The 23,164-nt window shown below is 69.9% G+C and carries 23 protein-coding genes; 8 read left to right on the top strand and 15 right to left on the bottom strand.

Annotation, left to right across the window (positions count from 1 at the left end; genetic code table 11):
• A partial coding sequence (locus AN233_RS17750; protein ID WP_281176570.1) for a transporter associated domain-containing protein occupies window positions 1–341 on the top strand: 341 nt, incomplete at its 5' end.
• 56 nt (window positions 342–397) lie between these two features.
• Window positions 398–757, top strand: coding sequence for a thiol-disulfide oxidoreductase DCC family protein (locus tag AN233_RS13885; protein ID WP_058367373.1), 360 nt, complete (start codon window positions 398–400; stop codon window positions 755–757).
• A gap of 24 nt (window positions 758–781) precedes the next feature.
• Here AN233_RS13885 and AN233_RS13880 read toward each other — a convergent pair whose 3' ends face one another.
• From AN233_RS13880 to AN233_RS13830, 11 genes are all read right to left on the bottom strand, one after another.
• Entirely contained in the window at window positions 782–1,087 is a 306-nt protein-coding gene (locus AN233_RS13880) for a DUF7853 family protein (RefSeq protein ID WP_058367372.1), read from the bottom strand.
• A 63-nt stretch (window positions 1,088–1,150) separates the two neighbouring features.
• On the bottom strand, window positions 1,151–2,335 hold the full coding sequence (locus tag AN233_RS13875; protein WP_058367371.1) for an acyl-CoA dehydrogenase family protein: 1,185 nt from the start codon (window positions 2,333–2,335) through the stop codon (window positions 1,151–1,153).
• 117 nt (window positions 2,336–2,452) lie between these two features.
• The gene (locus AN233_RS13870; protein ID WP_058367370.1) at window positions 2,453–3,190 is read right to left on the bottom strand and encodes a type 1 glutamine amidotransferase; all 738 of its coding nucleotides are present in this window, start codon (window positions 3,188–3,190) and stop codon (window positions 2,453–2,455) included.
• 127 nt (window positions 3,191–3,317) lie between these two features.
• On the bottom strand, window positions 3,318–3,746 hold the full coding sequence (hsp14, locus tag AN233_RS13865) for an archaeal heat shock protein Hsp14 (RefSeq protein WP_058367369.1): 429 nt from the start codon (window positions 3,744–3,746) through the stop codon (window positions 3,318–3,320).
• Between the two features lie 144 nt (window positions 3,747–3,890).
• Complete coding sequence (hsp14, locus tag AN233_RS13860; protein WP_058367368.1) at window positions 3,891–4,325, bottom strand: archaeal heat shock protein Hsp14; 435 nt, start codon at window positions 4,323–4,325, stop codon at window positions 3,891–3,893.
• An 84-nt stretch (window positions 4,326–4,409) separates the two neighbouring features.
• Window positions 4,410–5,231: a prephenate dehydratase gene (gene pheA, locus AN233_RS13855; RefSeq protein WP_058367367.1), complete on the bottom strand. Its 822-nt coding sequence runs from the start codon at window positions 5,229–5,231 to the stop codon at window positions 4,410–4,412.
• A gap of 41 nt (window positions 5,232–5,272) precedes the next feature.
• Window positions 5,273–5,776 (bottom strand): PIN domain-containing protein, encoded by a 504-nt coding sequence (locus AN233_RS13850; RefSeq protein ID WP_058367366.1) that lies wholly within the window; start codon window positions 5,774–5,776, stop codon window positions 5,273–5,275.
• The gene (locus AN233_RS13845; protein WP_058367365.1) at window positions 5,773–6,075 is read right to left on the bottom strand and encodes a CopG family ribbon-helix-helix protein; all 303 of its coding nucleotides are present in this window, start codon (window positions 6,073–6,075) and stop codon (window positions 5,773–5,775) included. The genes AN233_RS13850 and AN233_RS13845 overlap by 4 nt, the downstream gene beginning before the upstream one ends.
• Before the next feature lie 97 nt (window positions 6,076–6,172).
• A complete protein-coding gene (locus AN233_RS13840) occupies window positions 6,173–7,165 on the bottom strand; it encodes an electron transfer flavoprotein subunit alpha/FixB family protein (protein ID WP_058367364.1) in 993 nt (330 codons plus the stop codon).
• Window positions 7,162–7,950 carry an electron transfer flavoprotein subunit beta/FixA family protein gene (locus AN233_RS13835; RefSeq protein ID WP_058367363.1) on the bottom strand — a complete coding sequence of 263 codons (789 nt, stop codon included), beginning with the start codon at window positions 7,948–7,950 and terminating at the stop codon, window positions 7,162–7,164. The genes AN233_RS13840 and AN233_RS13835 overlap by 4 nt, the downstream gene beginning before the upstream one ends.
• Window positions 7,951–8,077: 127 nt before the next feature.
• Window positions 8,078–9,316 carry a helix-turn-helix transcriptional regulator gene (locus tag AN233_RS13830; RefSeq protein WP_080508480.1) on the bottom strand — a complete coding sequence of 413 codons (1,239 nt, stop codon included), beginning with the start codon at window positions 9,314–9,316 and terminating at the stop codon, window positions 8,078–8,080.
• A 188-nt stretch (window positions 9,317–9,504) separates the two neighbouring features.
• On the opposite strand from AN233_RS13830, the gene AN233_RS13825 reads away from it, so the two are divergent.
• The 3 genes from AN233_RS13825 to AN233_RS13815 all read left to right on the top strand — a co-directional run bounded on the left by AN233_RS13825 (window position 9,505) and on the right by AN233_RS13815 (window position 13,011).
• Window positions 9,505–10,782 carry a DUF7094 domain-containing protein gene (locus AN233_RS13825; protein WP_058367362.1) on the top strand — a complete coding sequence of 426 codons (1,278 nt, stop codon included), beginning with the start codon at window positions 9,505–9,507 and terminating at the stop codon, window positions 10,780–10,782.
• Window positions 10,783–10,884: 102 nt separating this feature from the next.
• Window positions 10,885–11,379, top strand: a complete 495-nt coding sequence (locus AN233_RS13820) for a type IV pilin (protein ID WP_058367361.1) — start codon at window positions 10,885–10,887, stop codon at window positions 11,377–11,379.
• Window positions 11,380–11,469: 90 nt separating this feature from the next.
• A complete protein-coding gene (locus AN233_RS13815) occupies window positions 11,470–13,011 on the top strand; it encodes a carboxypeptidase M32 (protein WP_058367360.1) in 1,542 nt (513 codons plus the stop codon).
• A 686-nt stretch (window positions 13,012–13,697) separates the two neighbouring features.
• Here the strand turns inward: AN233_RS13815 and AN233_RS13810 are convergent.
• A complete protein-coding gene (locus AN233_RS13810) occupies window positions 13,698–14,651 on the bottom strand; it encodes an aminopeptidase (RefSeq protein ID WP_058367359.1) in 954 nt (317 codons plus the stop codon).
• Between the two features lie 272 nt (window positions 14,652–14,923).
• Here AN233_RS13810 and AN233_RS13805 point away from each other — a divergent pair, with 272 nt between their 5' ends.
• Window positions 14,924–16,000 carry a type II glyceraldehyde-3-phosphate dehydrogenase gene (locus tag AN233_RS13805; protein ID WP_058367358.1) on the top strand — a complete coding sequence of 359 codons (1,077 nt, stop codon included), beginning with the start codon at window positions 14,924–14,926 and terminating at the stop codon, window positions 15,998–16,000.
• A 3-nt stretch (window positions 16,001–16,003) separates the two neighbouring features.
• Here the strand turns inward: AN233_RS13805 and AN233_RS13800 are convergent, their stop codons facing one another.
• Both AN233_RS13800 and AN233_RS13795 read right to left on the bottom strand, forming a co-directional pair.
• Entirely contained in the window at window positions 16,004–17,824 is a 1,821-nt protein-coding gene (locus AN233_RS13800) for a ribosome biogenesis/translation initiation ATPase RLI (protein ID WP_058367357.1), read from the bottom strand.
• A gap of 2 nt (window positions 17,825–17,826) precedes the next feature.
• Window positions 17,827–18,135, bottom strand: coding sequence for an EMC6-like membrane protein (locus AN233_RS13795; protein ID WP_058367356.1), 309 nt, complete (start codon window positions 18,133–18,135; stop codon window positions 17,827–17,829).
• A 234-nt stretch (window positions 18,136–18,369) separates the two neighbouring features.
• On the opposite strand from AN233_RS13795, the gene AN233_RS13790 reads away from it, so the two are divergent.
• Entirely contained in the window at window positions 18,370–18,648 is a 279-nt protein-coding gene (locus AN233_RS13790) for a MarR family transcriptional regulator (protein WP_058367355.1), read from the top strand.
• A gap of 134 nt (window positions 18,649–18,782) precedes the next feature.
• On the opposite strand, the gene alaS is transcribed toward AN233_RS13790, so the two are convergent.
• Window positions 18,783–21,554, bottom strand: a complete 2,772-nt coding sequence (gene alaS / locus AN233_RS13785; protein ID WP_058367354.1) for an alanine--tRNA ligase — start codon at window positions 21,552–21,554, stop codon at window positions 18,783–18,785.
• Between the two features lie 208 nt (window positions 21,555–21,762).
• Between alaS and AN233_RS17745 the strand changes: the two genes are divergently transcribed.
• Window positions 21,763–23,164, top strand: a 1,402-nt coding sequence (locus tag AN233_RS17745; protein WP_218055098.1) for a GAF domain-containing protein, incomplete at its 3' end; no start/stop codon positions are given.

Below are 23,164 nucleotides of genomic sequence, written 5' to 3'. Positions count from 1 at the left end.
CCGACGGCCTGCTCGTGAAGGGAGAGGTGACCGTCGGCGAGGTGAACGACGTGCTCGGCACCGTGCTCCCCCGCGGGACGACCTACGAGACGGTCGCGGGGCTGATCAACGCCGAGCTCGGCCGACTCGGTGAGGCGGGCGACCGCGTCGACCTCCCCGGAGCCGGTGCTTCGCTGACGGTCGAGGCGGTCGAGCGCAACCGGATCCGTACCGTTCGCGTCCGTCGGATCGAGGGGTCGGTCGAGGAGGGGGACACCGACGCCGACGCCGATGCCGATGTTCCCGGTGAGGCCGACGCCGGCGACGACGCGCTCTCGGACGCGGACGACACTTTCGAGTGACGCGGCGACACCGCCGCGGCAGCAAGACCCAAACCCGCCGCGGCCCAATCTCGGATATGGCCACTCCACGGCTCGTCTACGACGACGACTGCGGCTTCTGTATGTGGTGTGTGCGCTGGGCGCTATGGCTCGGCGAGTTCGAGCCGGTCGGCTTCTCGGAGCTCTCCCCGGACCAGAAGGCCCGCCTGCCGGACGACTACGAGAACTGCATGCACCTGCTGACCGACGGGGCCGCCTACTCCTGCGGTGAGGCGCTGACGCAGACGGCCGAACGCTGCGGTCCGGTTCCGCGAGCGGTCGTCGGCCTCGCCCGGAAGCTTCCGCGGTGGGAGGCGATCCGCGAGAAGGGGTACCGCTGGGTCGCCGACCGCCGCGCCATCTGGGGCCGGTACGCCTCGGCGGAGTGCCCACAGTAGGGGACGGCACGGTCGACCGGCGAGCTACGCGCTCGGCGGCCGGCCACGGATCGCGGCGTTGACGCTTCTGAGCGCGGCGCGGCCGGGGGCCCGGTCGCGCAGCGGCGCGTCGCCCAGATACGTTACCAGCGCGTCACGGAGGAGTCGCAGCTCGTCACCGTCGAAGAGCCCGTCGCCCTCGAGCGTGGCGAGCGCGTCGAGTTCGGGTGGCGATTCCGCCCCCGCTTCGACCGCCTCCTCGGTCGCTGCCAGGAGGGCGACGTGGGCGACCCACGCCTCCTCGCGGCCGAGGTCGGGAGCGGTCGGATCGTCGTGCGCTGGTGGGGTCACGGATGAGGGTACGCAACCCAGCATATAAATCTATGCCCGTTGTTGTCACGTGACATAAACGGCCTACTCGAACGCGGGGATACCCGTCAGGTCCTCGCCGAGGATCAGCGTGTGGATGTCGTGTGTCCCCTCGTAGGTGTAGACGGTCTCCATGTTCGCCATGTGGCGCATCGGCGAGTAGTCCGTGGTGATCCCGTTGCCGCCGAGCATCTCGCGGGCGATCCGCGACTGGTCGCGGGCGGTACGAACGTTGTTCCGCTTGGCCATCGAGACGTGCTGTGGTCGGAGGTCGCCCCGCTCTTTCAGGTCCGCGAGGCGGTGGGCGAGCAGCTGGGCGGTCGTGATATCGGTCGCCATCTCCGCGAGCTTCTCCTGCTGGAGCTGGAACCGCGCGATCGGGCCGCCGAACTGCTCGCGGTCGGTGGCGTACGCGCGGGCCGTCTCGAAGCAGTCGCGGGCCGCCCCGACCGCGCCCCACGCGATGCCGAACCGCGCCTGCGTCAGACACGACAGCGGCCCCTTCATCCCCTCGACGCCCGGCAGGATGTTCTCCTCGGGGACGCGGACGTTCTGGAGGCTTATCTCGCCGGTGATCGACGCCCGCAGCGAGAGCTTGTCGTGGATCTCGTTGGTCGTCACGCCGTCGCGGTCCGTCTCGACGAGGAAGCCGCGGACGGTGCCGTCGCCGCTCGCGCTGGCCGCTCCGCCATCGGACCGGTCCTTCGCCCAGACGACCGCCACGTCCGCGATGGGGGAGTTCGTGATCCACGTCTTCGAGCCGTTCAGCACGTACTCGTCGCCGTCCCTCTCGGCGTGGGTCTCCATCGCCGAGGGGTTCGAGCCGTGTTCCGGTTCGGTCAGCCCGAAACAGCCCACCGCCTCGCCGCGGCCGAGCGCCGGCAGCCACTCCTCCTTCTGGGCCTCGCTGCCGAACGCGTGGATGGGGTACATCACCAGCGCGCCCTGCACGCTCGCCATCGAGCGCAGGCCGGAGTCGCACGCCTCCAGTTCCTGCATCAGCAGTCCGTAGGCGGTCTCGGAGACGTTCGGCAGGCCGTAGCCGTCGAGGTTCGGGGCGTAAAAGCCCATCTCGCCCATCTCGGGAATGATCTCCGTCGGGAACGTCCCCGCCTCGAAGTGGTCGCCGATGTCGGGCCGGACGCGCTCCTCGACGAACTCCCGCGCCGTGTCGCGGATCAGCCGCTCCTCCTCGCCGAGGTCCGCCTCCAGACCCACGTAGTCGAGCATGATCGTTCGTGGGGGAGGTTGGCACAAAAGGTGTTCGCAATGCGGGCCGGTCCCGGAAGCGAACCGACGCTACGGGGCGGAGGGGCCGAGTGGCCGCACTCGCCGACCGCGAGCGGGTCAGTCGTCCGTCGCGCCGGTGACGCTCGCGTCGGCGTCCGCCTCCGCGGCGCGTTCCGCCTGCAGGTCGCGGACGTGCGCGACGAAGTTGTCGAACACCTGCTTCGCCTCGCAGGCGGCGTCGTACTGCTCGGGCGTGATCGAGGCGATCACGTCGTCCACGCGGGCGTCCCCGAGCCGGTCGCGCTTCCCGTCGGCCACCTCGCGGGCGGTCTCGACGTCGTACTCGGGGTGGAACTGCAGGCCCCAGTTGTGGCCCGCGCGGAACGCGTGGACGCCGTACTCGTTCTCCGCGAGCAGTTCGGCTTCCGGGGGGAGCTCCACGACCGCGTCGCCGTGGGAGGCGAAGACGGTGAACTCCTCGTCGACGCCCTCGAATATCTCGTCGCCGTGGTGGGTGACCTCCGCGTAGCCGAGCTCGAAGTCGTCCATGCCGGCGACGCGGCCGCCCAGCGCCTCCGCGAGCACCTGATGGCCGTAACAGACGCCGAGCGCGGGGACGCCGCGGTCGGTCGCCTCGGCGACGTAGTCGATCAGGTCCGGGATCCACGCCTCGTCCCAGTAGACCGACGAGCGCGAGCCGGTGACCACGACCGCGTCGAAGTCGTAGTGGTTCGGGAGGTCGCCCTCGGTGGCGTCGAACTCGACGAGGTCGGCGTCGATCTCTCGGCGGAAGTTGCGTCTGGTGTTCTCGCCCTCGTGGGCCGCGTTGAGCAGGGCGAAGCGGAGCCGCGTCATGGACGTAGGGAAACGGCTCAGCCTCAAAACGGTTGTGTCGCCGCGAACGACTGCCGGGGACGAGGAGGCGTCGCCGACTGGTCTGTGCGGGCGGTTCAGTGTCGCGATTCCGTCGAGCGAAAACGTCTCAGTCGATGTCGATGTGGTGCCCCTCGTCGTCCTCGGTGGCTTCCTTGGGGAGCGTCACGGTCAACACGCCGTTCGTGTAGCTCGCGGTCGCCTCGTCGTCGCGGACGGCCGCGGGCAGGTCGACCCGCCGGCTGACCGACTCGCTGCGACGCTCGCGCCGCAGGTACCGGCCGTCGTCGCCGTCGCTCGCGTGCTCGCGCTCGGCGCGAATCGTCAGGTGGCCGTCGTGGACGGACACGTCGATGTCCGCGCGCTCGAACCCGGGCAGGTCGGCCATCACGACGAACTCGTCGTCGTAGTCGGCCACGTCGACCCCGCCGCGTCCGCTGTCGCCGCTCCAGCCCCGGTCGCCCCACGTCCGGTCCTCGAACCGGGTCATGCGGTCGAACAGGCGCTCCATCTCCTCGAAGGGGGTTCGTCGATTCATGTGTCTATTCACCGCTCCAGAGGAAGCGCCGTGAGGTATTAACTGTTTCCTCAGAAAGGACAGATTAGGGGAGAGCTCGACAAGAGACGAGAGCATTCGTCGCGAAAGCGGTCGGTGAGCCACCGACCGAGGCGGTCACGCACGTCAGTCGATGTCGATGCTGTGACCGCCTGCGTCCTCGGCGGTCTTGGGTAGCTCGACGGTGAGGACGCCGTTCTGGTACGTCGCTGACGCCTCATCCTCGCGGATCTCGGCCGGGAGGCGGAGCCGGCGCGAGACGGAACGGCGGCGGCGCTCGCGGCGATGGTACTGAACGTCCGCCTCGTCGCTCTCCGACTCCTCGGTCTCGGCATGTTCGGCTGCGATCGTGAGCGTGCGGTCCTGTACCGAGACCTCCACGTCGTCGCGGTCGTAGCCCGGCAGGTCCGCGGTCACCGTGACCGTGTCGTCGTCCTCCGCCACGTCGACGGAGATTCCCTCGCCGACGCGCGACTCGATGCCGCTGCCGAACTCCTCGAACTCGCGGCTCATCCGGTCGAACAGCTCCTCGATGTCGCGGAAGGGGTCACGTCGCGTCATACGGTCGAAAGATCGGCGGCGACGCTCTTGAACGTTGTCGCCAGTTCCCTGGCTTTCCCGAGGCCGCCCCGCCGGTCGACCCGCTCAGACCACGTGCTGGGTGTCGTAGGAACCGAGCACGCGCACCCACCCGTCGGCGGCCACGAGATCGCGAAGGCCCTCGACCGCCTCCTGCGTGCGCGACTCGTACAGGCCCGCTTCCACGTCGAAGTGGAACAGGTAGTCGCCGAGTCGGTCGCCGCTCGGGCGCGACTCGATCCGCGAGAGGTTCACGTCCCGGTCGGCGAACGCCTCCAGCATCTCCAGCAGCAGGCCGGGGTAGTTGGCGTTCGGGTAGACGACGATGGTGGTCTTGCCGCCCGCGTCCGAGCGCGCCGCCTCCGGGGCGACGACGAGGAACCGCGTCGCGTTCGAGGAGCGGTCCTGGATGTCCTCCGCGAGCACCCGGAGGTCCGGTTCGCCCTCGCCGCCGGTCGCGTTGTCGGGGTGGCCGATGCCGGCGACGCGGGAGTCCTCGCGGGCGCGCTCGACGCCGCGGGCGGTGGAGGCGACCGCCTCCTGTGTCACCTCGGGGTAGTTCGCCTCCAGGTAGCTCCGGCACTGCGCGAGCGCCTGTGCGTGGCTCGCCACCACGTCGAACTCCTCCGCCTGCGCCAACAGCGCGTGCCGGATGGGCGTGACGACCTCCTGGACGACCGCGACCTCGCGGTCGGCCAGCGCGTCGAGGCTCTCCGTGACCGAGCCTTCAATGCTGTTCTCGATGGGGACCACGCCGCGGTCGAACTCGCCCTCGTCGACGGCGGCGACGATGGCGGTGACCGACTCCCGGAACGACACCTCGTCGGCGACGGCGCGGGCGGCGCGGTGCGAGTAGGTGCCGGCCGGCCCGAGCGTGACGACGTTCATGGAGCGGCGTACCCGACCGATCGGCAAAAGGGTGCCGGGAGTCAGGAGCCGTCGGCGTCGAACAACCGGCGAGCGTACCGATGGATCGGTGCCTCGAGCCAGTCGCGCTCGGTCGCCATGGCGTCGAACGCTTCCTCGGCGGTCCCTTCCTCGAGCGCGCCACGGGAGACCAACGCCCGGAGCAGGACCGGTGAGAGCACGACATCGGCAGCGACGAGTCGCTCGAGTTCCGGGAGCGCTCGGAAGTCGTCGGTGACGAGGAATCTGGCGTCCGTCTCCCGCGCGGCAGTCACACACGTCGCCTCGCCGCTGTCGATGCGGCTCGTTTCGAACCCTTCGTCGGCGGGGACGACGACCGTGACCCGGTCCAACCGGTCGAGAACGTCGGCGGCGGCTCGCCCGTGTCGATCCTGATGGGCCGCGGTCTCCCGTAACTCCTCGACGACCGTTTCGGTCGTGACGAGGTCGAACTCGGCAACCGTCGTCGACAGCACGTCGCCGGCGGCGAGCGAGACGAACGCGCTGGTGTCGACGACGACGGTCACTGGTCCGCCAGCTCGTCTGCGAGGTCCGGTCCTCGGTCGAGCACGTCTTTCGACGCCCTGACGGCCTCCGCGTCGCGAGTGCCGATCACGTCCGCGAGCGCATCGAAGTCGATCTCGTCCTGCAGATACAGCTCGACGACGGCCTCGCGGAAGCTCTCCTCCTCGCCTTTCTCCTCCAGATACTGCCGCAGGGCTTCGACGAGGAGCTCGGTGCGGTTCTTGTGGGTCACCTCGGCGGCGATGTCCGCCCGCGTCACGAGCTCCTCGGGGAGACGAACGTTCACGCGCTTGGTGCCCATGTCTGTACAGACGTTGTACATACACAAGGAAAGATGTACTGGCTGGGTGCCGACCGAGGAATCGCCGCCGCTCGGGCACCGCGGCGTCGGCGTCGGGCTACCCCTCGAACTCCTCGATGAGCTCCGGCACCACGTCGAAGAGGTCGCCGACGATGCCGTAGTCCGCGATGTCGAAGATGGGCGCGTTGGGGTCGGTGTTGATCGCGACGATGGTCTCGGATCCCTTCATGCCCGCGACGTGCTGGACGGCCCCGGAGATGCCGACCGCGATGTACACCTTCGGCGTGACGACCTTGCCGGACTGGCCGACCTGCCGGTTCTTCGGCAGCCAGCCGTTGTCCACGATCGGCCGCGAGGAGGAGAGGGTCGCGCCGAGCGCGTCCGCGAGGTCGCGCACGAGGTCGAGGTTCTCTTCCTCCTCGATGCCCCGGCCGACGGAGACGAGCACCTCTGCCTCGCTGATGTCCACGTCGCCGCCGCCGACCTCCTCGAAGCCCTGCACGCGGGCGCCGAGCGCCGCCTCGTCGATCTCGAGGTCGAACGGCTCGATCGCGGCGTCGCCGGTCCCCTCCGCGGCCGGCCACTCGCCGCCGCGAATCGTGAGCGCGAAGCGGTCGCCCGCCACGTCGACGGTCGTCTCGACCTTCGAGCCGTACATCTCGCGCGTGACAGAGAGCCCGCCGTCGTACGAGAAGTCGACCGCGTCGGTGACGAGCGGCAGGTCGAGCGCCTCCGCGACCGCGGGCGCGTAGTCGAGCCCGTTGACGGAGTTGGGCATGACGATCGCGGCCGGTGAGAGGTCGGCGTCGAGCGCCTCGACGGCCTGCTGGTAGACGCCGTGGTCGAACTCCTCGCCGTCCGTCACGGTGTGGATCGCCGCCACGCCGGGACGGTCGAGCTCCTCGGCGAACCGCTCCACGTCGCCGGAGACGACCGCGAGGTGGAGCTCGCCGCCGAGCGCCTCGGCCAGCTCGCTCCCGGCCGTGATCAGCTCGAAGGAAACGTCACGGAGGTCGCCGCGTCGGTGGTCAACGACCGCGAGCACGTCGCCGCCCGCGCCGCCGTCAGTCGCCAGGTCGGCGGCGTTCATGCGCCCACCCCCTTCTCGCGGAGGACCTCGGCGAGCCGCCCGGCCGCCTCCCCGGCGTCGCCCTCGATCATCTCGGCGTCCGACTCGCTTTCGGGCTCGTACATCTCCGTCAACGTCAGCGCACTCGCGACCTCCTCGGCCGAGAGCCCGAGATCGGAGAGCTCCTTCGCAGCGATCTCCTTGCGCTGTGCCTGTCTGATCCCCCGCAGGCTCGCGTAGCGCGGCTCGTTGAGTCCCGTCTGAACCGTCAACACGGCGGGGAGGTCGACCTCCGTCAGCTCCTCGACGCCGCCCTCCAGCTCGCGGTGGACGTTCGCGACGCCGGCGTCGGCGGCCACCTCGAGGTCGTTGACGACCGCGGCGTGCTCGAAGCCGATCCGGTCGGCGAGCGCGACGCCGGTGGCGCCGAAGGAGTCGTCGGCCGCCTGCACGCCCGACAGAACGAGGTCCGGCTCCTCCTCGGCGACGACCGCCTCGAGCAGGCTCACCTTGCCGGCCACGTCGAGGAACTCCTCGGTCAGCGCGTCGTCCCACACGCGGACGGCGCGGTCGGCGCCCTTCGCGAGCGCCATCCGGATCGTCTCCTCGGACCGCTCCGGTCCGATCGTGACGGCGACCACCTCGTCGGCCACGTCGGCCTCCGCGAGCTGGACGCCCGCCTCGACCGCGTAGTCGTCCCACTCGTTGAGGTCGTACTCGAGGTCGCTCTCGGCGATCCCGGTCCCCTCGATCGCGAAGTCGTCGCCGACCTCCGCGACCTCCTTGACGGTCACGAGAACCTTCATGGTCGACCACTACTGGACACCCGAGGTAAGAGCTTTCGGAAGCGGCCGGCGCGGCCCGGAACGGCCGGACGCGATCGGAGTCCAACCGGAGGAGCGATCCGGCGCGGCGGCCGCGAGCGCCCGGGAATCAGGCTTCGTCGTCCGCGTCCTCGTCCCTCGGGTCGTTCTCGGGCAGCGAGATGAGGTTCTCGCGGCCGAGCCGGAGCTTCTCGATGCGCCCCTCCTCGGCCATCGCCGAGAGCAGCTGTGAGACCTTGGCGTCGGACCAGCCGGTCTCCTCGACCACGTCCGCCTGCCGCATCCGGCCGCCGTTTCGGTCCAGCAAGCGCTCGACGCGCTCCTCGTCAGAGAGCAGCGAGAGGTCTTCGGTCGGCTTCTCCGGCTCCTCCTCGCCGCCCGCCGGCTCCGGCGGCTCGGACGACCGTTCCGTCTCCGCCGACGGACCGCTGGCCCCTGACTCGGCGGCCGGTCCCTCACCGGTGCCGTCGCCAGTGCCAGCCCCGGGCTCGCGGCGCCGATAGGCGTAGAGCCCGCCGCTGATGATCGCGGCCGCCAGCACGACCGCACCGGCAAGCAGTCCCCACGGCGGCGCGTCCGCGACGTTCGACGAGTAGACGACGCCGATCCGCTCGCCGGGACCGAAGCTCCGCGGCCCCTCGATCACGACCGCGTTCTCCTCGAAGTCGACGGAGACGCCGGGCGTCGAGGAGACGGCGTACCCCTCCGGCGTCCGGATGACCAATCGCTGGTTCGGGCCGAGCGACCGGAGCCACGACTCGCCGTCGGCCGTCCGAAACGCATCATCCATCACCAGCTGATCGCCGTTTGCTTCCAAGAACGCGGTCCAGACGAACGACAGTTCGAGCGTGCCGACGGCGACGACGCTCTCGTCGTCCACGTCGGGCTCCTCGTCGACCGAGGCGGCGCGCTCCACGTTCGTGATCGACATCTCTCGGCCGGCGTACTCGCTCGCGCCGGCGGCGTAGTTTCGGTAGATGTCGTCGCTGGGGCCGACCTCGCCCTCGCGGAAGCGCTCGGCGACGCGCCGGAACGTCTCCGTCTCGTTGGCGTCACGGAGCCGGTACGTCACGGTGACCGTCCACGCGGCGTCACGGTCCGGCTGTAACACGACGTGGAACTCCGTCGAGGGGGGCGACTCGAAGTCGACGACCGGGCGCGTGGCGCCGTCAGCGAGCGCGGGCGCGCGGGGCGCGTGGGCGACCGACCCGGTCGAGGCGGTCGGTTCGGAAGTGGCGGACCCGTCGCTCGGAGCGACGGCGCCGGTCGCCACACCCGCCGCCGGCACGACCGCCGCGCCGAGGAGGAGGGCAAGCGCGAGCAGGGCCGAGAACACGGGGTGCCGCATACACGGGGGAGTCTCGGCCGCCCGGCAAAACGCTTTCCATCGTTCGGTTTCGGCCCGTGCAGTCCGCCCCGAAGCCGGATCAGCGACCGGTCGTTCGGGCGGTGCCGCCCGCCCGCGACGGGACTCTCGAGCCGGTGGAAGCGGGCGTGTCAATGCGTTTTTTGTGACCCGGTCACCACGTGAGAGCCATGAGAGCCCTCCCGCTGCTGCTCGCGGCGCTGCTGCTCGCGGCGCCGGTCGTCGCCGGGGTCGCCCCCGACCAGCCGTCGGCTGCACCCGACGACGCCGTCCGCGTCAACGACGGCGGTGCCCTCCAGCAGTCCTCGCCGAACGACACCGCCCGGGTTCCCGTCCTGTCGCATCCGACCGGCTCCACCGTCCGGGCCGACATCGGTCGCCACGGTGCGAACCTCGGCCCGGCGAGCGACCTCGAGGTCTCCGCGACGACCGCGGCGATGGAGACCGCCTCGGTCGTCGCCCACGTCGAGAGCGCCGAGACGAACGACGAGCGGATCCGCCGGCTCATCGAGGCCGAAAGCGGGCTCCAGCAGGACGAGCTCGCGTTACACAGCCGGCAGCGGTCGGCCATCCAGGCCCACGCGGCGGGCGAGCTGACCGACGAGGAGCTCGTCGTCGAGTTCGCCCGGATCTCCGCGGCCGCGGAGGCGCTCGACCGGCGGCGCGTGGAACTGGAGGCCCTCGCGGAGGAGACGGAGGACTTCAGCATCTCGACGGCGGAGCTGCAGCTCCGGCTCGGCGTCTACTCCGGTCCCGTTCGCGAGCTTGCGACGGACGCGCTTCGCGGCGAGGTCTCCTCTGACCGCATCTACGTCGCATCCGGCGACAACGCGGTCGTGCTCGCTGCCGTCGTCGACGGGCAGTACGTCCGCGAGGTGTACCGCGGCGACCGCTGGGACCGCGGCGCCAGCGGCTTCGGCGACGGGAGCGAGGAGGCGATCAACGCCACCGCCGAGGCGTACGGCGAGGTCCTGGACGGCCAGAGCGCCAGCACCCTCGAGTCGAACACCATCGTCCGCGTGGACACGCCCCTGACCGACGAGCGCGGCCGCGTCCGCACGTACGTCAGCGCCGGCGACGGCGGCGTGTTCGTCGAGCATCAGTACCGGCCGCTCGACTCCTTCGCCGACGCCGAGTCGGTGGCGGTGACCCAGGACGGGTACAACCTCACCGTCAACCGGACGTACCCCGGCGGCCCGGTCCGCGTCAGCGTCGTCGACGTGGAGGAGGAGGCGCCCGCCGCGGGCGTGACGGTCACGGTCGCCGGCGACGGGGCGGAGAGCGAGGAGGTCGGCACGACGAACGAGGAGGGCGTCCTGTGGACGCTCTCACCGAGCGAGCCGTATCAGGTGACCGCGGTCGAGGAGCCGCGCGTGGCCCGAATCAGCGGCATCGAGCCGACCGCGGTTCCGCGAACCGGGGAGAACGTTTCGACGACTGACGGCTGACCACGGCGGCCGACGGAGCGGCGTCGCGGCGAGTGGAGAGCTCGGCGGGCGACGACACCCCGTCCGGCGAACCCTTTTGGGCGATAGCGCGCCATCCGGCGCATGCTCGGAGATCCGGAGCGTCTCGACTTACGGGCGTCGGCACCGGTCGGTGCGGCCCTGCTCGTCGCGCTCGCGGTCGTGCTCGCGGCGGGCGTCGGCGGCGCGACGCTCGGTGCCGGCGAGACGCTGCCGGCCGAAGGCGATCCGCCCGCGGTCGCGCTCGGGGTCGAGGCGGCCGGCGATCGCGTGACGATCACGCACCGCGGCGGCGACGCGCTGGACGTGCGCCCGCTCCGGCTCGTGGTGCGCGTGGACGGCGAACCGCTCGACCGCCAGCCGCCGGTACCGTTCTTTTCCGCGGCCGGGTTTCGTCCCGGGCCGACGGGCGCGTTCAACAGCGCGGGGACGACGACGCTCCGGGCGGGCGAGTCGGCGGCGTTCCGCGTCGCGGGGACCAACGACCCGACGCTGGAGCCGGGCGCAACGCTGAGAGTCCGCGTGTTCCTCCACGGGATGCTGGTGGCGACGCTCGAGACGCGCGTCGCCCCCGGCTGATCTGCGCTCGCCCGGCGGGAACACCGGCTCGAACCGGCCGCACGGGCCGGAGGCGCGCCTTTCTTAACCCGGGACTGGCAACGGCCGCGCATGGCAACGGAAGCCACGGACACCGCCGACGACGCCGACGCGCCCGACGCCTACGAGGCGTTGCTGGACCGCCGCCGCCGCTGGAGCGCGGTCGACAGCGCGTCCGGCGTGCTCGGCTGGGACCAGCAGGTGATGATGCCCGAGGGCGGCACCCCCGCCCGGTCGAAGCAGCTCTCCACGCTCTCGTCGGTCACACACGAGATCCTCACCGACGAGGAGACCGGCGATCTGCTCGACGAGCTCGCGGACGCCGACCTCACGGACGAGCAGGCCGCGGTCGTCCGCGAGATCCGGCGCGAGTACGAGCGCGCGGCCGCGGTCGACGCGGAGCTCGTCGAGGAGATCTCCGAGGCGAGCACCGAGGCGCTGGGCGCGTGGGAAGAGGCGAGAGCCGAGGACGACTTCGAGGCGTTCGCGCCGTACCTGGAGCGCAACGTCGAGCTCAAGCGGGAGTACGCCGCACAGATCGACCCCGACCGCGACCCCTACGAGGTGCTGTTCGAGGATTACGAGCCCTGCCTCCCGCTCTCGCAGGCCGAGGAGATCCTGACGGAGCTCCGCGAGGCGCTCGTCCCCGTCATCGACGCGATCCGCGAGTCGGACGCCGACCTCGCGGTCGACACGTTTGAGGGCACCTTCGACACCGACGAGCAGGAGGCGCTCTCCCGCGACGTGCTCGACCTCGTCGACTACGACTGGGACCGCGGCCGCCTCGACGTCTCCTCGCACCCGTTCACCTCCGGCAACCAGTTTGACTGCCGGATTACCACCCGGTTCGACGAGTCCGACCCCCTCGGCGCGGTCGGCTCGACCGTCCACGAGTACGGCCACGCGCAGTACAACCTCGGCCTCCCCGAGGCGGAGTTCGGCACGCCGCTGGGCGAGTCGCGCGACCTCTCGGTCCACGAGTCGCAGTCCCGGCTGTGGGAGAACCACGTCGGGCGGAGCCGGGCCTTCTGGGAGCAGCTGCTGCCGACCTTCCAGGAGCGCTTCCCGAGCACCGCGGACGCGACCGTGCAGGACGCCTACGAGGCGTTCAGCCAGGTGTACGAGGACAACCTCATCCGCGTCGAGGCGGACGAGCTCACCTACCACATGCACATCGTCGTCCGCTTCGAGATCGAGCGCGACCTGATCCGCGGCGACCTCGCGGTCGAGGACGTGCCCGAGGTCTGGAACGACAAGTACGAGGAGTACCTCGGGATCCGACCCGAGACCGACGCCGAGGGCTGCCTGCAGGACATCCACTGGAGCCACGCCAACTTCGGCTACTTCCCGACCTACTCGCTCGGCTCCGTGATGGCCGCGCAGCTGTTCGCGGCCGCCGAGGAGGAGATCGACGACCTCGAGGGGAAGATCGCCGCCGGCGAGTTCGAGGACCTCCACGCGTGGCTCGGCGAGCACGTCCACCAGCACGGCTCGCGCTACGAGACGAACGAACTCGTGAAGCGCGCGACCGGCGAGGACTTCGCGGCCGACGACTTCCTCGCGTACGTCGAGGCGAAGTACGGCGACCTCTACGACCTCGATCTGGACCTGTAAGGGGTCCTCGGTCGCTCGTTCTGCGACTTTTCTGGATCAGTCACGCGCCCTGCTGCGTTTGCTGCCGACACCACTGAGAAAGCCCTCGGCCGCTCGCTGTACGCCGATTTTTGTGTGATAAAGCGTTCTGCTACGTTTGTCTCCAACAGCCAGAAAGCCCTCGACCGCTCGCGGGTTCTCAGCGGGATATCTGCGCTCTCGGCACCGCCCGCGCGGATAGGGCCCGTCTGAGAACCCGCGACCGGCCTCGCCCTTTCAGTCCGCCAGGCCGGTGGCTTTTCGTTCTGTCGTCGGGGCCGGTTGTTCGGTGATTCTCTATGCCGGCTGTCGAGTCGAGCTGCTGTGCGGGGCAGTCGCGGAGCGGGGCGGGGTGGGACTGAAAGGGGCAGCCGGCTCGATCCCGCCCGGACGACGCTCTCGCGAGCCTGCCGAGCGAGAGTCAGCAAGTCGCAGCCCGGACCGTCTGCCGGAACCCGGCGGGTCGAGCCGGCTGGGGCTTTCTAGGTGTTGCTGTCCCACGTAGCAGGAGTTGTAGCAGATCCAGATCAGTAGGAGGGAGAGCCGACTGGCACTTTCTAGCTATCGTCGTCCCGATCAGCGAGATCCGCAACAGACGCACGCCCGTTGTAGAAAACGGAGCTTCGAACCGCCTCGTCACCACCCATCGCCGAAACGGTGGCTCCTTATCAGGGCGAGGGAAGCTCGACCGGCTCGCCGTCCGCGTAGACGGTCGGCTCGCGGAGGATGCCGTCGAGGTGGAGGGGGGCGTCGGTGTCGCCGCCGATGCCGGCGTCGTCGCCGATGGCGATGTGGACCGTGCCGGCCGCCTTCTCGTCGAGCAGCACGGAGCCGACGAGGTCGGTGACGCCGACGTTCGTGCCGATGCCGAGCTCGGCGAGGTTGTACGCGTCGCGTCCCACTTCCTCGGCACCGGCCTCGACCTGCTCGCGCACGTCGTCGTCGGAGATGTCGGTGACGTAGCCGTCCTCGACCTCGAAGGTGAGCTCCTGACCCGCCTCGAGCAGCCCATGGGGCATCATCGTCCCGTCGACGACGTAGGTGCCGTTCGCGGTCTCGGGCGAGACGAACACCTCGCCCGCGGGGAGGTTCGAGAAGTCGCCGGGGTCGTGGACCATCCCGGTGTCCGCGAGCCACTCGCGGTCGCCCGGTTCGAACGTGATGTCCGTGCCCGCGGGCGTGGTGACGCGAACCTCGTCGGCGTCCGCGACCTGCGCCAACACCTCGTCGCAGTGTGCGGCGATGGCTGCGTAGTCGGCGTCCAGCCCGGTCAGGAACACCTCCTCGGTGATCCCCGGGAGCGTGGCGCCGCGGGCGCCCGCCTCGCAGGCGGCCCCGCGAGCGCGGGTGTGACTTAGGCTCTTGGTCGTCGGGGCGAGGAAGACGTCCGCGGCCGCCATCGCCGCCGCGACCGGCGCCGGGGGCTCCGCGCCGTGCTGTTCGCCCGGCGGGTAGCGGACGATGGAGGCGTCGTCGGTCACCGCGCTCGCGGCCTCGTAGAGCGCCTCGCCGATGGCGCGGCGCTTCTCGTCGGTGACGACCACGGCCGACTTCTCGGCACCGAGGTCCAGACACTGCTCGATGGCGGTTCGGGCCGCCGCCGCGATTGCCTCGTCGGTCATGGACCCGAGTTCGGCCGACCGGGCGTTAGGCCTTGCCATCGCGACCGTCGGAGCCGTTCCTCCGGCCGCCCTCCGGGCTGGTTGGCTGCCCCACGAACCGTCGCTCCGATCGTGAACCCCCTGCGGGGCGTTCCGCCGCCGAAAGTTACTCCGTTCCGAAACGGAGTTGCACGCTCTCGTCACGCGAATTAACTCACCAGTTACTCGGCACGTAGTTAATTTCTTTTTAAGCTCTTCGAAACGATTATACCCGCACACGAGGAGACTCGGGTATGATACGCGTCGGCGTCAACGGGTACGGCACCATCGGGAAGCGGGTCGCGGACGCGGTCGCGGCCCAGCCCGACATGGAACTGGTCGGCGTCGCCAAGACGAGCCCCAACTACGAGGCGGAGGCGGCCGTCCGCCGCGGCTACGACCTCTACGCCGCGGTCCCCGACCGCGCCGACGCCTTCGCGGGCGCGGGCGTGGACCTCGCCGGTGAGGTGGCCGACCTCGTGGACGCCAGCGACGTGGTCGTGGACTGCTGCCCCGCCGGCATCGGCGCGGAGAACCGGGAGCTCTACGAGGCCCACGACACGCCCGCGGTGTTCCAGGGCGGCGAGGACGCGGACGTGGCCGAGGTCTCGTTCAACTCCCGGGCGAACTTCGAGGACGCTCGCGACGCCGACTACGTCCGCGTCGTCTCCTGTAACACGACGGGACTCTCGCGGATCCTCGCGCCCCTCGAGGAGCGCTTCGGCGTCGAGAAGGCCCGCGTGACGCTCGTCCGGCGCGGCGGCGACCCCGGCGAGACCTCCCGCGGCCCGATCAACGACGTGGTCCCGGACCCGGTGGGGATCCCCTCCCACCACGGCCCGGACGTGACGACGGTCCTGCCGGACGTCACCGTCGACACGGCCGCGCTGAAGGCGCCGACGACCCAGATGCACACCCACAGCGTCAACGTCACGCTCGAGGAGGCGTCCGACCCCGAGGCCGTCCGCGGGTTGCTGGCCGAGGAATCCCGCGTGTTCGTCATCCCCGAGACGGCCGCCATCGACGGCGCCGGCCGGCTGAAGGACTACGCGCTCGACGCCGGCCGCCCGCGCGGCGATCTCTGGGAGAACTGCGTCTGGGCGGAGTCGATCAACGTGGAGGGGCGAGACCTCTACCTGTTCCAGAACATCCACCAGGAGGCGGACGTGGTGCCCGAGAACGTCGACGCCGTCCGCGCGATGACGACCGACGTCTCCGCCGCGGAGTCGACGGCGCGAACGGACGAGACGCTCGGCGTGGGGCTCGAGAGCGTTTTTGGTGACGGCGGCGCGACGGCGGGGGACCGCGACCCGGTCCCGGCCGACGACTGACGCTCAGACGGAGTAGTAGTACTCGCCCTCGCGCTTCTGCTGGCGGTCCTTCTGGGAGTCCGGCTTGTTGATCCGCGGGCGGCCGGTCCGCTCGTCGCGCCGGAAGGTGATGTCCAGGTCCGCGAGGAAGTCGTTCATGCCCGCGCGCATCTCCTGCGGGGGCTTGGCGTGGCCGTGGTGGGCCGGCTCGCCGTCGAACACCATCAGCCGGTCGGCCAGCAGGTCGATCATGTAGATGTCGTGGTCGATGACGAGCACGGTCGCGTCGTGGTTCTCGGCGTAGCGTCGGATGGCGCTGGTCGCCTGCACGCGCTGTTCCACGTCGAGGTGCGCGGAGGGCTCGTCCATCACGTACAGGTCCGCGTCCTCGGAGAGACACGCCGCGATGGCGACGCGCTGGCGCTCCCCGCCGGAGAGGTCCGTGAGGTTTTGCTCCATGATGCGCTCCAGCTGGAGCGGCTGGGCCACCTCCGTGTTCCAGTAGGAGCTACCGAACTCGTCGGTGATCGACGAGAGGAACGCGTCGACGCGCATCGGCTGGTCGATCTCGACGTACTGCGGTTTGTAGGCGATATCCAGCTCGAAGTCGAGGTCGCCCTCGTCCGGCTCGACGGCGCCCGCGAACATCTTCGCAAGCGTGGACTTCCCGATGCCGTTCGGCCCGACGACGCCGAGCACCTCGGACTCATAAATGGTGCCGGCCTCCACGTCGAGCTCGAACTCCCCCTCGCCGTAGGACTTGTGCAGGTCGGGGTAGTCGACCAGCGGCGTCCCCTTCGAGGAGACGCGCGGGGCGTGCTCCTCGAAGGTGATCGCGTTCGGCCGGATCCGCATGTTCTCGTTGTCGAGGTACCCCTTGAGGTACTCGTTGATGCCGTTGCGGACGGACTTCGAGTCCGTGATCACGCCGTACGCGCCCGGCTCACCGTAGGCGACGTGGAGCGTGTCCGCGAGCATGTCGAGGATGGCGAGGTCGTGCTCGACGACGAGCATCGAGCGGTCGGCCGCCTCGTCCTCCGCCAACTCGGCGATCAGCCGCGCGGCGGTCATCCGCTGGCCGATGTCGAGGTAGGGGGTGATCTCGTCGAGGAAGTAGAAGTCGGCGTCGCGGGCCAGACACGCCGCGATGGCGACGCGCTGGAGCTCCCCGCCCGAGATGGAGTCGATGGGCTGGTCCATCACCGGCCGGATCGAGAGCCGGTCGATCAGGTCCTCGAGCGCCCCGCGCTCGTCGGTCCGCTCCAGCAGCTCGCGGGTGTTGCCGTCGAACTGCTTGGGGATCTGGTCGACGTACTGCGGCTTGCGCGCGACGGTCACCTCGCCCTCGACGAGCTTGCCGAGGTAGTTCTGGAGCTCCGTGCCGCGGAAGCGGTCGAGCACCGCCTCCCACTCGGGCTCGTCCTCGTGGTCGCCGAGGTTCGGCGTCATCTCGCCCGCGAGGGCGTGGACCGCGGTCGACTTCCCGATGCCGTTCGGGCCGAGGATGCCGGTGACGGTGCCGGGCTCGGGGTACGGAAGGCCGTACAGCGAGAAGGCGTTCTCGCCGTAACGGTGGACCGGGTCCTCCTCCAGCTCGGAGGGGAGGTTGATGATCTCGATGGCGTCGAACGGACACTTCTCGACGCAGATACCGCAGGTCTCGCCCAGGCAGATCTCCTCGGAGATGCGGATCTGGTCGGGATCGCCGTCGACGGCGTCCTCCCCGCGCTGGGTGATACACTCCTTGCCCGTCCGGTTGGGCGGACAGAAGTTGGCGCACTCGTAGTTGCAGCGGTCGGGCTGGCAGCGGTCCAGGTCGACCACGGCGATGCTGTCGTCGGCCATGGTTACAGCGAGACGCTCCCGACGAGCAGGATGGTGTAGCTGATGAACCAGAGCGTGAACGTCATGAACGCCACGTAGAGGTTGTCCTTTACGCCGAACTCCTCGACGGCGACGCCGAGGCCTTTCAGGACGGGGAACTGGACGATGATGAAGGCCGCGAGGACGACGAGCGCGGTCGTCGAACCGGCGGCCGCCGCCGTCGTGCCGACGTACACCGCCGACGCCAGCGCCGCCGCGATGCCGGCGAGGCAGGCGACAGTCGTCACGACCACGCCGCGGGCGTGGCCCGTGATCCCCGAGTCGTTGCTCATACGTCCCGTCCGCCTGCGCTCGTGAAAAGCGGTTCGTTCCGACCGCGAACCGCGGCCGCGACGGACGAAGCGCGCGCGAGCCGCGAACCTGACTGACCGGTCAGTTCACGGCCCAAAAAACAGGAGATTATTGCCTCTACATACCGGAAACAGCGGAATAAAGCCGATAACTGGGGGGTGATACGGCGGTTTTCCATCAACCTTTATGAGCGTGTACCGTTTCGAATCGTAACGATGGCTGGAACCGAACAGGAGAGTCTCGACGACCTCCCCCCGAGCGCGAAGCTCGTCTTCAAAGTACTGGAGTACAACGGCCCGTTGACTCAGAAAGGGATCGTGCAGGAATCGATGCTGTCCGCGCGCACGGTCCGCTACGCGCTTGAACGGCTGGAGGGGATCGACGTGGTTGACGAGGACGTCTACTTCGCGGACGCCCGACAGAACCTCTACCAACTCACCGAACCCGCCCAGGAGTTCACCGCCGACTCCGAAGAGGCGACTTGCGCCGACTGACGACGCGTCTCCGCGGCTGCTGATCTTCTCCGATCCGCTCGCCGAGACGGCTCCGCGAGCGACAGAAAAACCCGCCACAAGCGACGGAAAAACGCCGCCGCGAGAGGCCGCCCTCCGTCAGCGGCGGCCGCCGCTCACGCCAACGCCTGCCGCAGGATCTCGGGCGCCTCCTCGAGCGTCTCGTCGAGGGCCTCGACGTCCGGGCCGCCGCCCTGTGCGAAGTCCGGCGGGCCGCCGCCGCCGCCGCCGACGCGGCCGGCCAGCTGACCGACCACCTCGCCGGCGTTGAGGTCCGACCCCTCGGGCACGCCGACGACGAACTGCGCGGAGCCGTCGGCGCCGGAGCCGACGACCGCGATCTTCCCCTCCTCGCGGAGCGCGTTCGCGGTCGCCCGGATCTCGTCGGCGTCGCCGTCGAGCCGCTGAACCACCGCGGGCGTCCCGTCGATGTCGACCTCCTCGGCGTCGGCGCCGCCGCCGGCGCGGGCCGCCGCGAGCTCCTCGGTGAGCCGCTCGATCTCCTTGCCCCGCGCCTTCCACTCCTCGAAGAAGCGCTCGGCGGTCTCGGGCACGTCCTGCGGGTCCACGTCGAGCACGTCCGCGGCGTCGTACAGCGCGTCCTCGGTGCGCTGGGTCGCGCGGATCGCGGCGTCGCCGGCCGCGAAGACGATGCGCTCGACGCCGTCCTGTACTGGCTCCGTCTTCAGGACCTTCACCGCGCCGATGTCGCCGGTTCGGTCGACGTGCGTCCCGGCGCAGGCCTGCACGTCGGCGTCGCCGACGTGGATCAGACGGACGTTGGTTCCCGGCGGGATCCCCCCCTGATACAGGTCGAAGCCGTGCTCGGCCTCCGCCTCGTGGCGGTGGGGCCACTCCTGACGGACCGCGACGTTCTCGGCGACGAGGCGGTTCGCGACGCGCTCGATCTCCTTGACCTGCTCGCGAGTGATGCGCTCGTAGTGGCGCACGTCGAGGCGCGCCGAGTCGGTCCCCTTCTGTGCGCCGGCCTGTCGGACGTGGTCGCCGAGCACCTCGCGGGCCGCGTGGCCGATCAGGTGGGTGGCGGTGTGGTGCTGCATCAGCGCCGTGCGGCGCTCACCGTCGACCTGCCCGCGGACGAACTCCCCCGTCCCGGGGTCGGCGTCGGTGCGGTGGAGCACCACGTCGTCGACCTCCTGGACGTCCTCGACCTCCACGGTCGTCTCCCCGGCGGTGAGCGTCCCGCGGTCGGCGGGCTGGCCGCCGCCCTCCGGGTAGAACATCGTCTGGTCTAACACCACGTCGTAGCCGTCCTCGCGCTCGAACACGTCGAGGACGACCGCCTCGAACTCCGTGCGCTCCTGGTCGTCGTAGAACAGCTTCTCGGTCGGCGGGAGATCCGCGAACCGCTCGTCGCGGTCGCCCTCGTCGGCGCCGTCGACGCCCTCGTGTCTGTCCGCCACGAGCGAGTAGAAGTCGTCGGGCACCTCGACCTCGGCGTCGCGCTCCGCGGCGATCTCCGCGACCATGTCCGGCTGGATGCCGTGGGAGTCGTACAGCTCCAGCAGCTTCTCGGTCGGGATCGGCTCGCCGGTGCCGGCGTACTCGTCGGCGAGCTGTTCGACCTTCCGGGAGCCGCGCTCGAGCGTCTTGCGGTACTTGCGCTCCTCGGTGCGGACGATGTCGCGGATCGTGTCGCGGTTCTCGTAGCCGAGCCGCTCGGCCTGCATGTCCACGAGTTCGTCCAGCGGGGCGTCGACGCCGACGTTGTCGACGAGCCGCTTCATGCGGCGGAGCACCATCCGGGCGAGGTAGCCCGTCCCGACGTTGGAGGGGACGATGCCGTCGCCGAGCATGTACGCGAGCGTCCGCGAGTGGTCGGCGATGGCGTAGATGTCCTCCAGCGGCTCCACCAGCTCGCGGAGCTCCTCCACGTCCACGTCGAGCTTCTCGGCGATGTCGCCGCGGGCGGCCTCCACGTCGTCCACGTCGTCGATGTCGAGCCGACCCGAGAGCTTCGCGGCGCGGTTGACGATCGTCTGCTGCTCGTCGGTGTAGTCGATGCCGGCGTTCTCCTTCAGGAACTCGATGGCCTCCGGGTAGATGGCCTCGTAGACGGTCGGGGTCCCCTGGCTCATCCACGTCCATCGCTCCAGCCCGTAGCCGGTGTCGACGATGTACGTGTCCATGAACGAGTAGGTGTTCCCGTCCTTCATCTCGTAGTCGCCGTCGGGGTCCTGCTCCATGCACATGAACACGAGCGTGGCCAGCTCGGCGCCCTTGTAGATGACCTCGATGGCGGGGCCGGCGTTGCCGCCGCCGACCCACGGGTCCTCGATGTAGGTGATCTCCTCCAGGTCCGCCCCCATGCTCTCGAACAGCTCGTCGCAGTACGCGACCGTCTCGTCCTTCCAGTACACCTCGCCCTCGTAGGCGTACTCCCCCTCGGCGTCCTCGCGGACGTTGAACGCGTGGTGGGCCATCATCTCGAACGCCATCGTGTGCCGGCCGGTCTTGCCCACGTTGTCGATGTCCTGCATCCGGATGCAGGGCTGGGAGACCGCGAGCGGGTTCGCCGGCGGCGGCGTCTGTCCGGAGGTGACCAGCGGCTGGAAGTCGTAGATCGACGCCTGCGTCAGGAGCACGTCGTCGCGCCAGCGGTTCGCGGCGACCGGGTAGGGGTCGATCCGCTCGTGGTCGTGCTCCTCGAAGAAGGAGAGGAACGCCTCGCGCATCTCCTCTAACGTGTACGACTCGGGGAAGCCCGGGTCGTCGATGAAGCTGTAGTCCGCACAGGGCGGCTCCCCGCACACCTCGCGGTCGGCGTCACGGGTCCAGAAGTGTACCCCACACGAGTCACACTCCCGTCGATGGAACCCCTCCTCTTCGAAGTAGTCGAGGCGGTACTCCGCTTCGAGATCGCTCATTACCCGACTGTGGCCCGTGTTCGTGCAAAAGGGTTCCGGGCCGGCCGCGACGTGGTCGGCGGCGACGCGACGGCAAATGCGGCGGCCGACCACGCCGGATCGATCCCCATGGCGTCCCCGTGGTACGATCGCGTCGAAATATTCAGGCAGAATGGCGATAGGGTTATCACCCCTGATCGCCATGGTGAAACAAGCAGGAGAGTGAGACGTGACTGAAGCGACACGGCTACTCGTCGTCGGCGAGGAGCCGCCCGCGCCGCTGGTGGTGCGGCTGTCGTCGGTGGGATCGGTCGACCATCGGTCCCCCGCAACGATCGCCGAGCGGTTCGACCCCCTGATCGAGGCCGACGCCATCGTCGTGACCGACAGGTCCGCCCGCGACGTGCTCGCGGACGCGCGCCCCGCGACCCCGATCGTCGGATACGGCGTCGACGCGGACGAGGTCGTCGCGGCACGCGTCGACGACCTCGACGCGCTCCCGCACGTGGTCCGTGGCGCGGCACTCAACGCCTCCGCGGCGGCCGCGACGCCGGTTTCGACGGTCGACGACGACTCCGACGACTCCCGGTCGCGGTTGGAGCGACTCCACGAGGGGACCGCGGAGCTGGTCGGCGCCTCGGACGAGGAGGCGGTGTACGAGTCGGTCGCGCGGATCGCTCGCGACCTCCTCGGATACGATTTCTGTTACATCGGGATCGCGGAGGGCGACGAGTTCGTCCCCGCCGCACCCGGTCACGCGTGGCAGGAGCGATTCGACGTGGAGTTCGGCGTCCTCGGCGAGACGTACCGAACCGGCGAGCCGCAGATCATCGACGACGTGAGCGACGCCGAGGCGGCCGACCCACGATGGACGGAGATGCGCTCGGCGCTGAGCGTCCCGTTCGGCGACCGCGGCGTGTTCCAGGCGGCCTCCGACGAGGCGAACGCGTTCGACGAGCGCGACCTCGAGCTGCTCCGGCTGCTGCTGTCGTACGCGGAGAACACGCTCGCGCGGATCGAGTCCGAGACCGAGCTCCGGTCGAGCCGCCGCCGGGTGACGGACCTCCACGAGGGCGTGACGGAGCTGACGGGGCTCCGGTCGGCCGACGACGTCTTCGCGAAGACCGTCGAGATCGCCCAGCGCGTGCTGGACCTCGACCGCAGCAGCACGCTCCGTGCGGAGGGCGAGTACCTCCACGCCGCGGCGCTGTCGGAGGGCTCGAAGCCGGACGACGTTCGCGACCGGATGCCGATCGATGACTCGACGCTCGCGGGGCTCACGCTCCGGACCGGCGAGTCGCGGCTCGTCCAGGACGTGGCCGCCGACGAGGACGCCGACCCCGCCAAGCCGGAGTACCGGTCGGGGATCAGCGTCCCGATGGGCGACCACGGCGTCTTCCAGGCCGTCTCCACCGAGCGCGACGCCTTCGACGAGCGCGACCTCGAGCTCGCGGAGCTTCTGGCCACCCACGCCGCGGAGACGCTGACGCGCATCGAGACCCACGAGCGGCTCCGTCGGGAGCGCGACCGCTTCTCGGCGCTGTTCGAGAACATTCCCGACGCGGCGGTCGCCTACGAGTACGTCGACGACGAACCGGTCGTCAGACAGGTCAACCCCGCCTTCGAGGAGG

The organism is Haloparvum sedimenti (assembly GCF_001462205.1).
Lineage (GTDB): Archaea > Halobacteriota > Halobacteria > Halobacteriales > Haloferacaceae > Haloparvum > Haloparvum sedimenti.
This window is presented reverse-complemented; position numbering and strand designations above follow the sequence as displayed.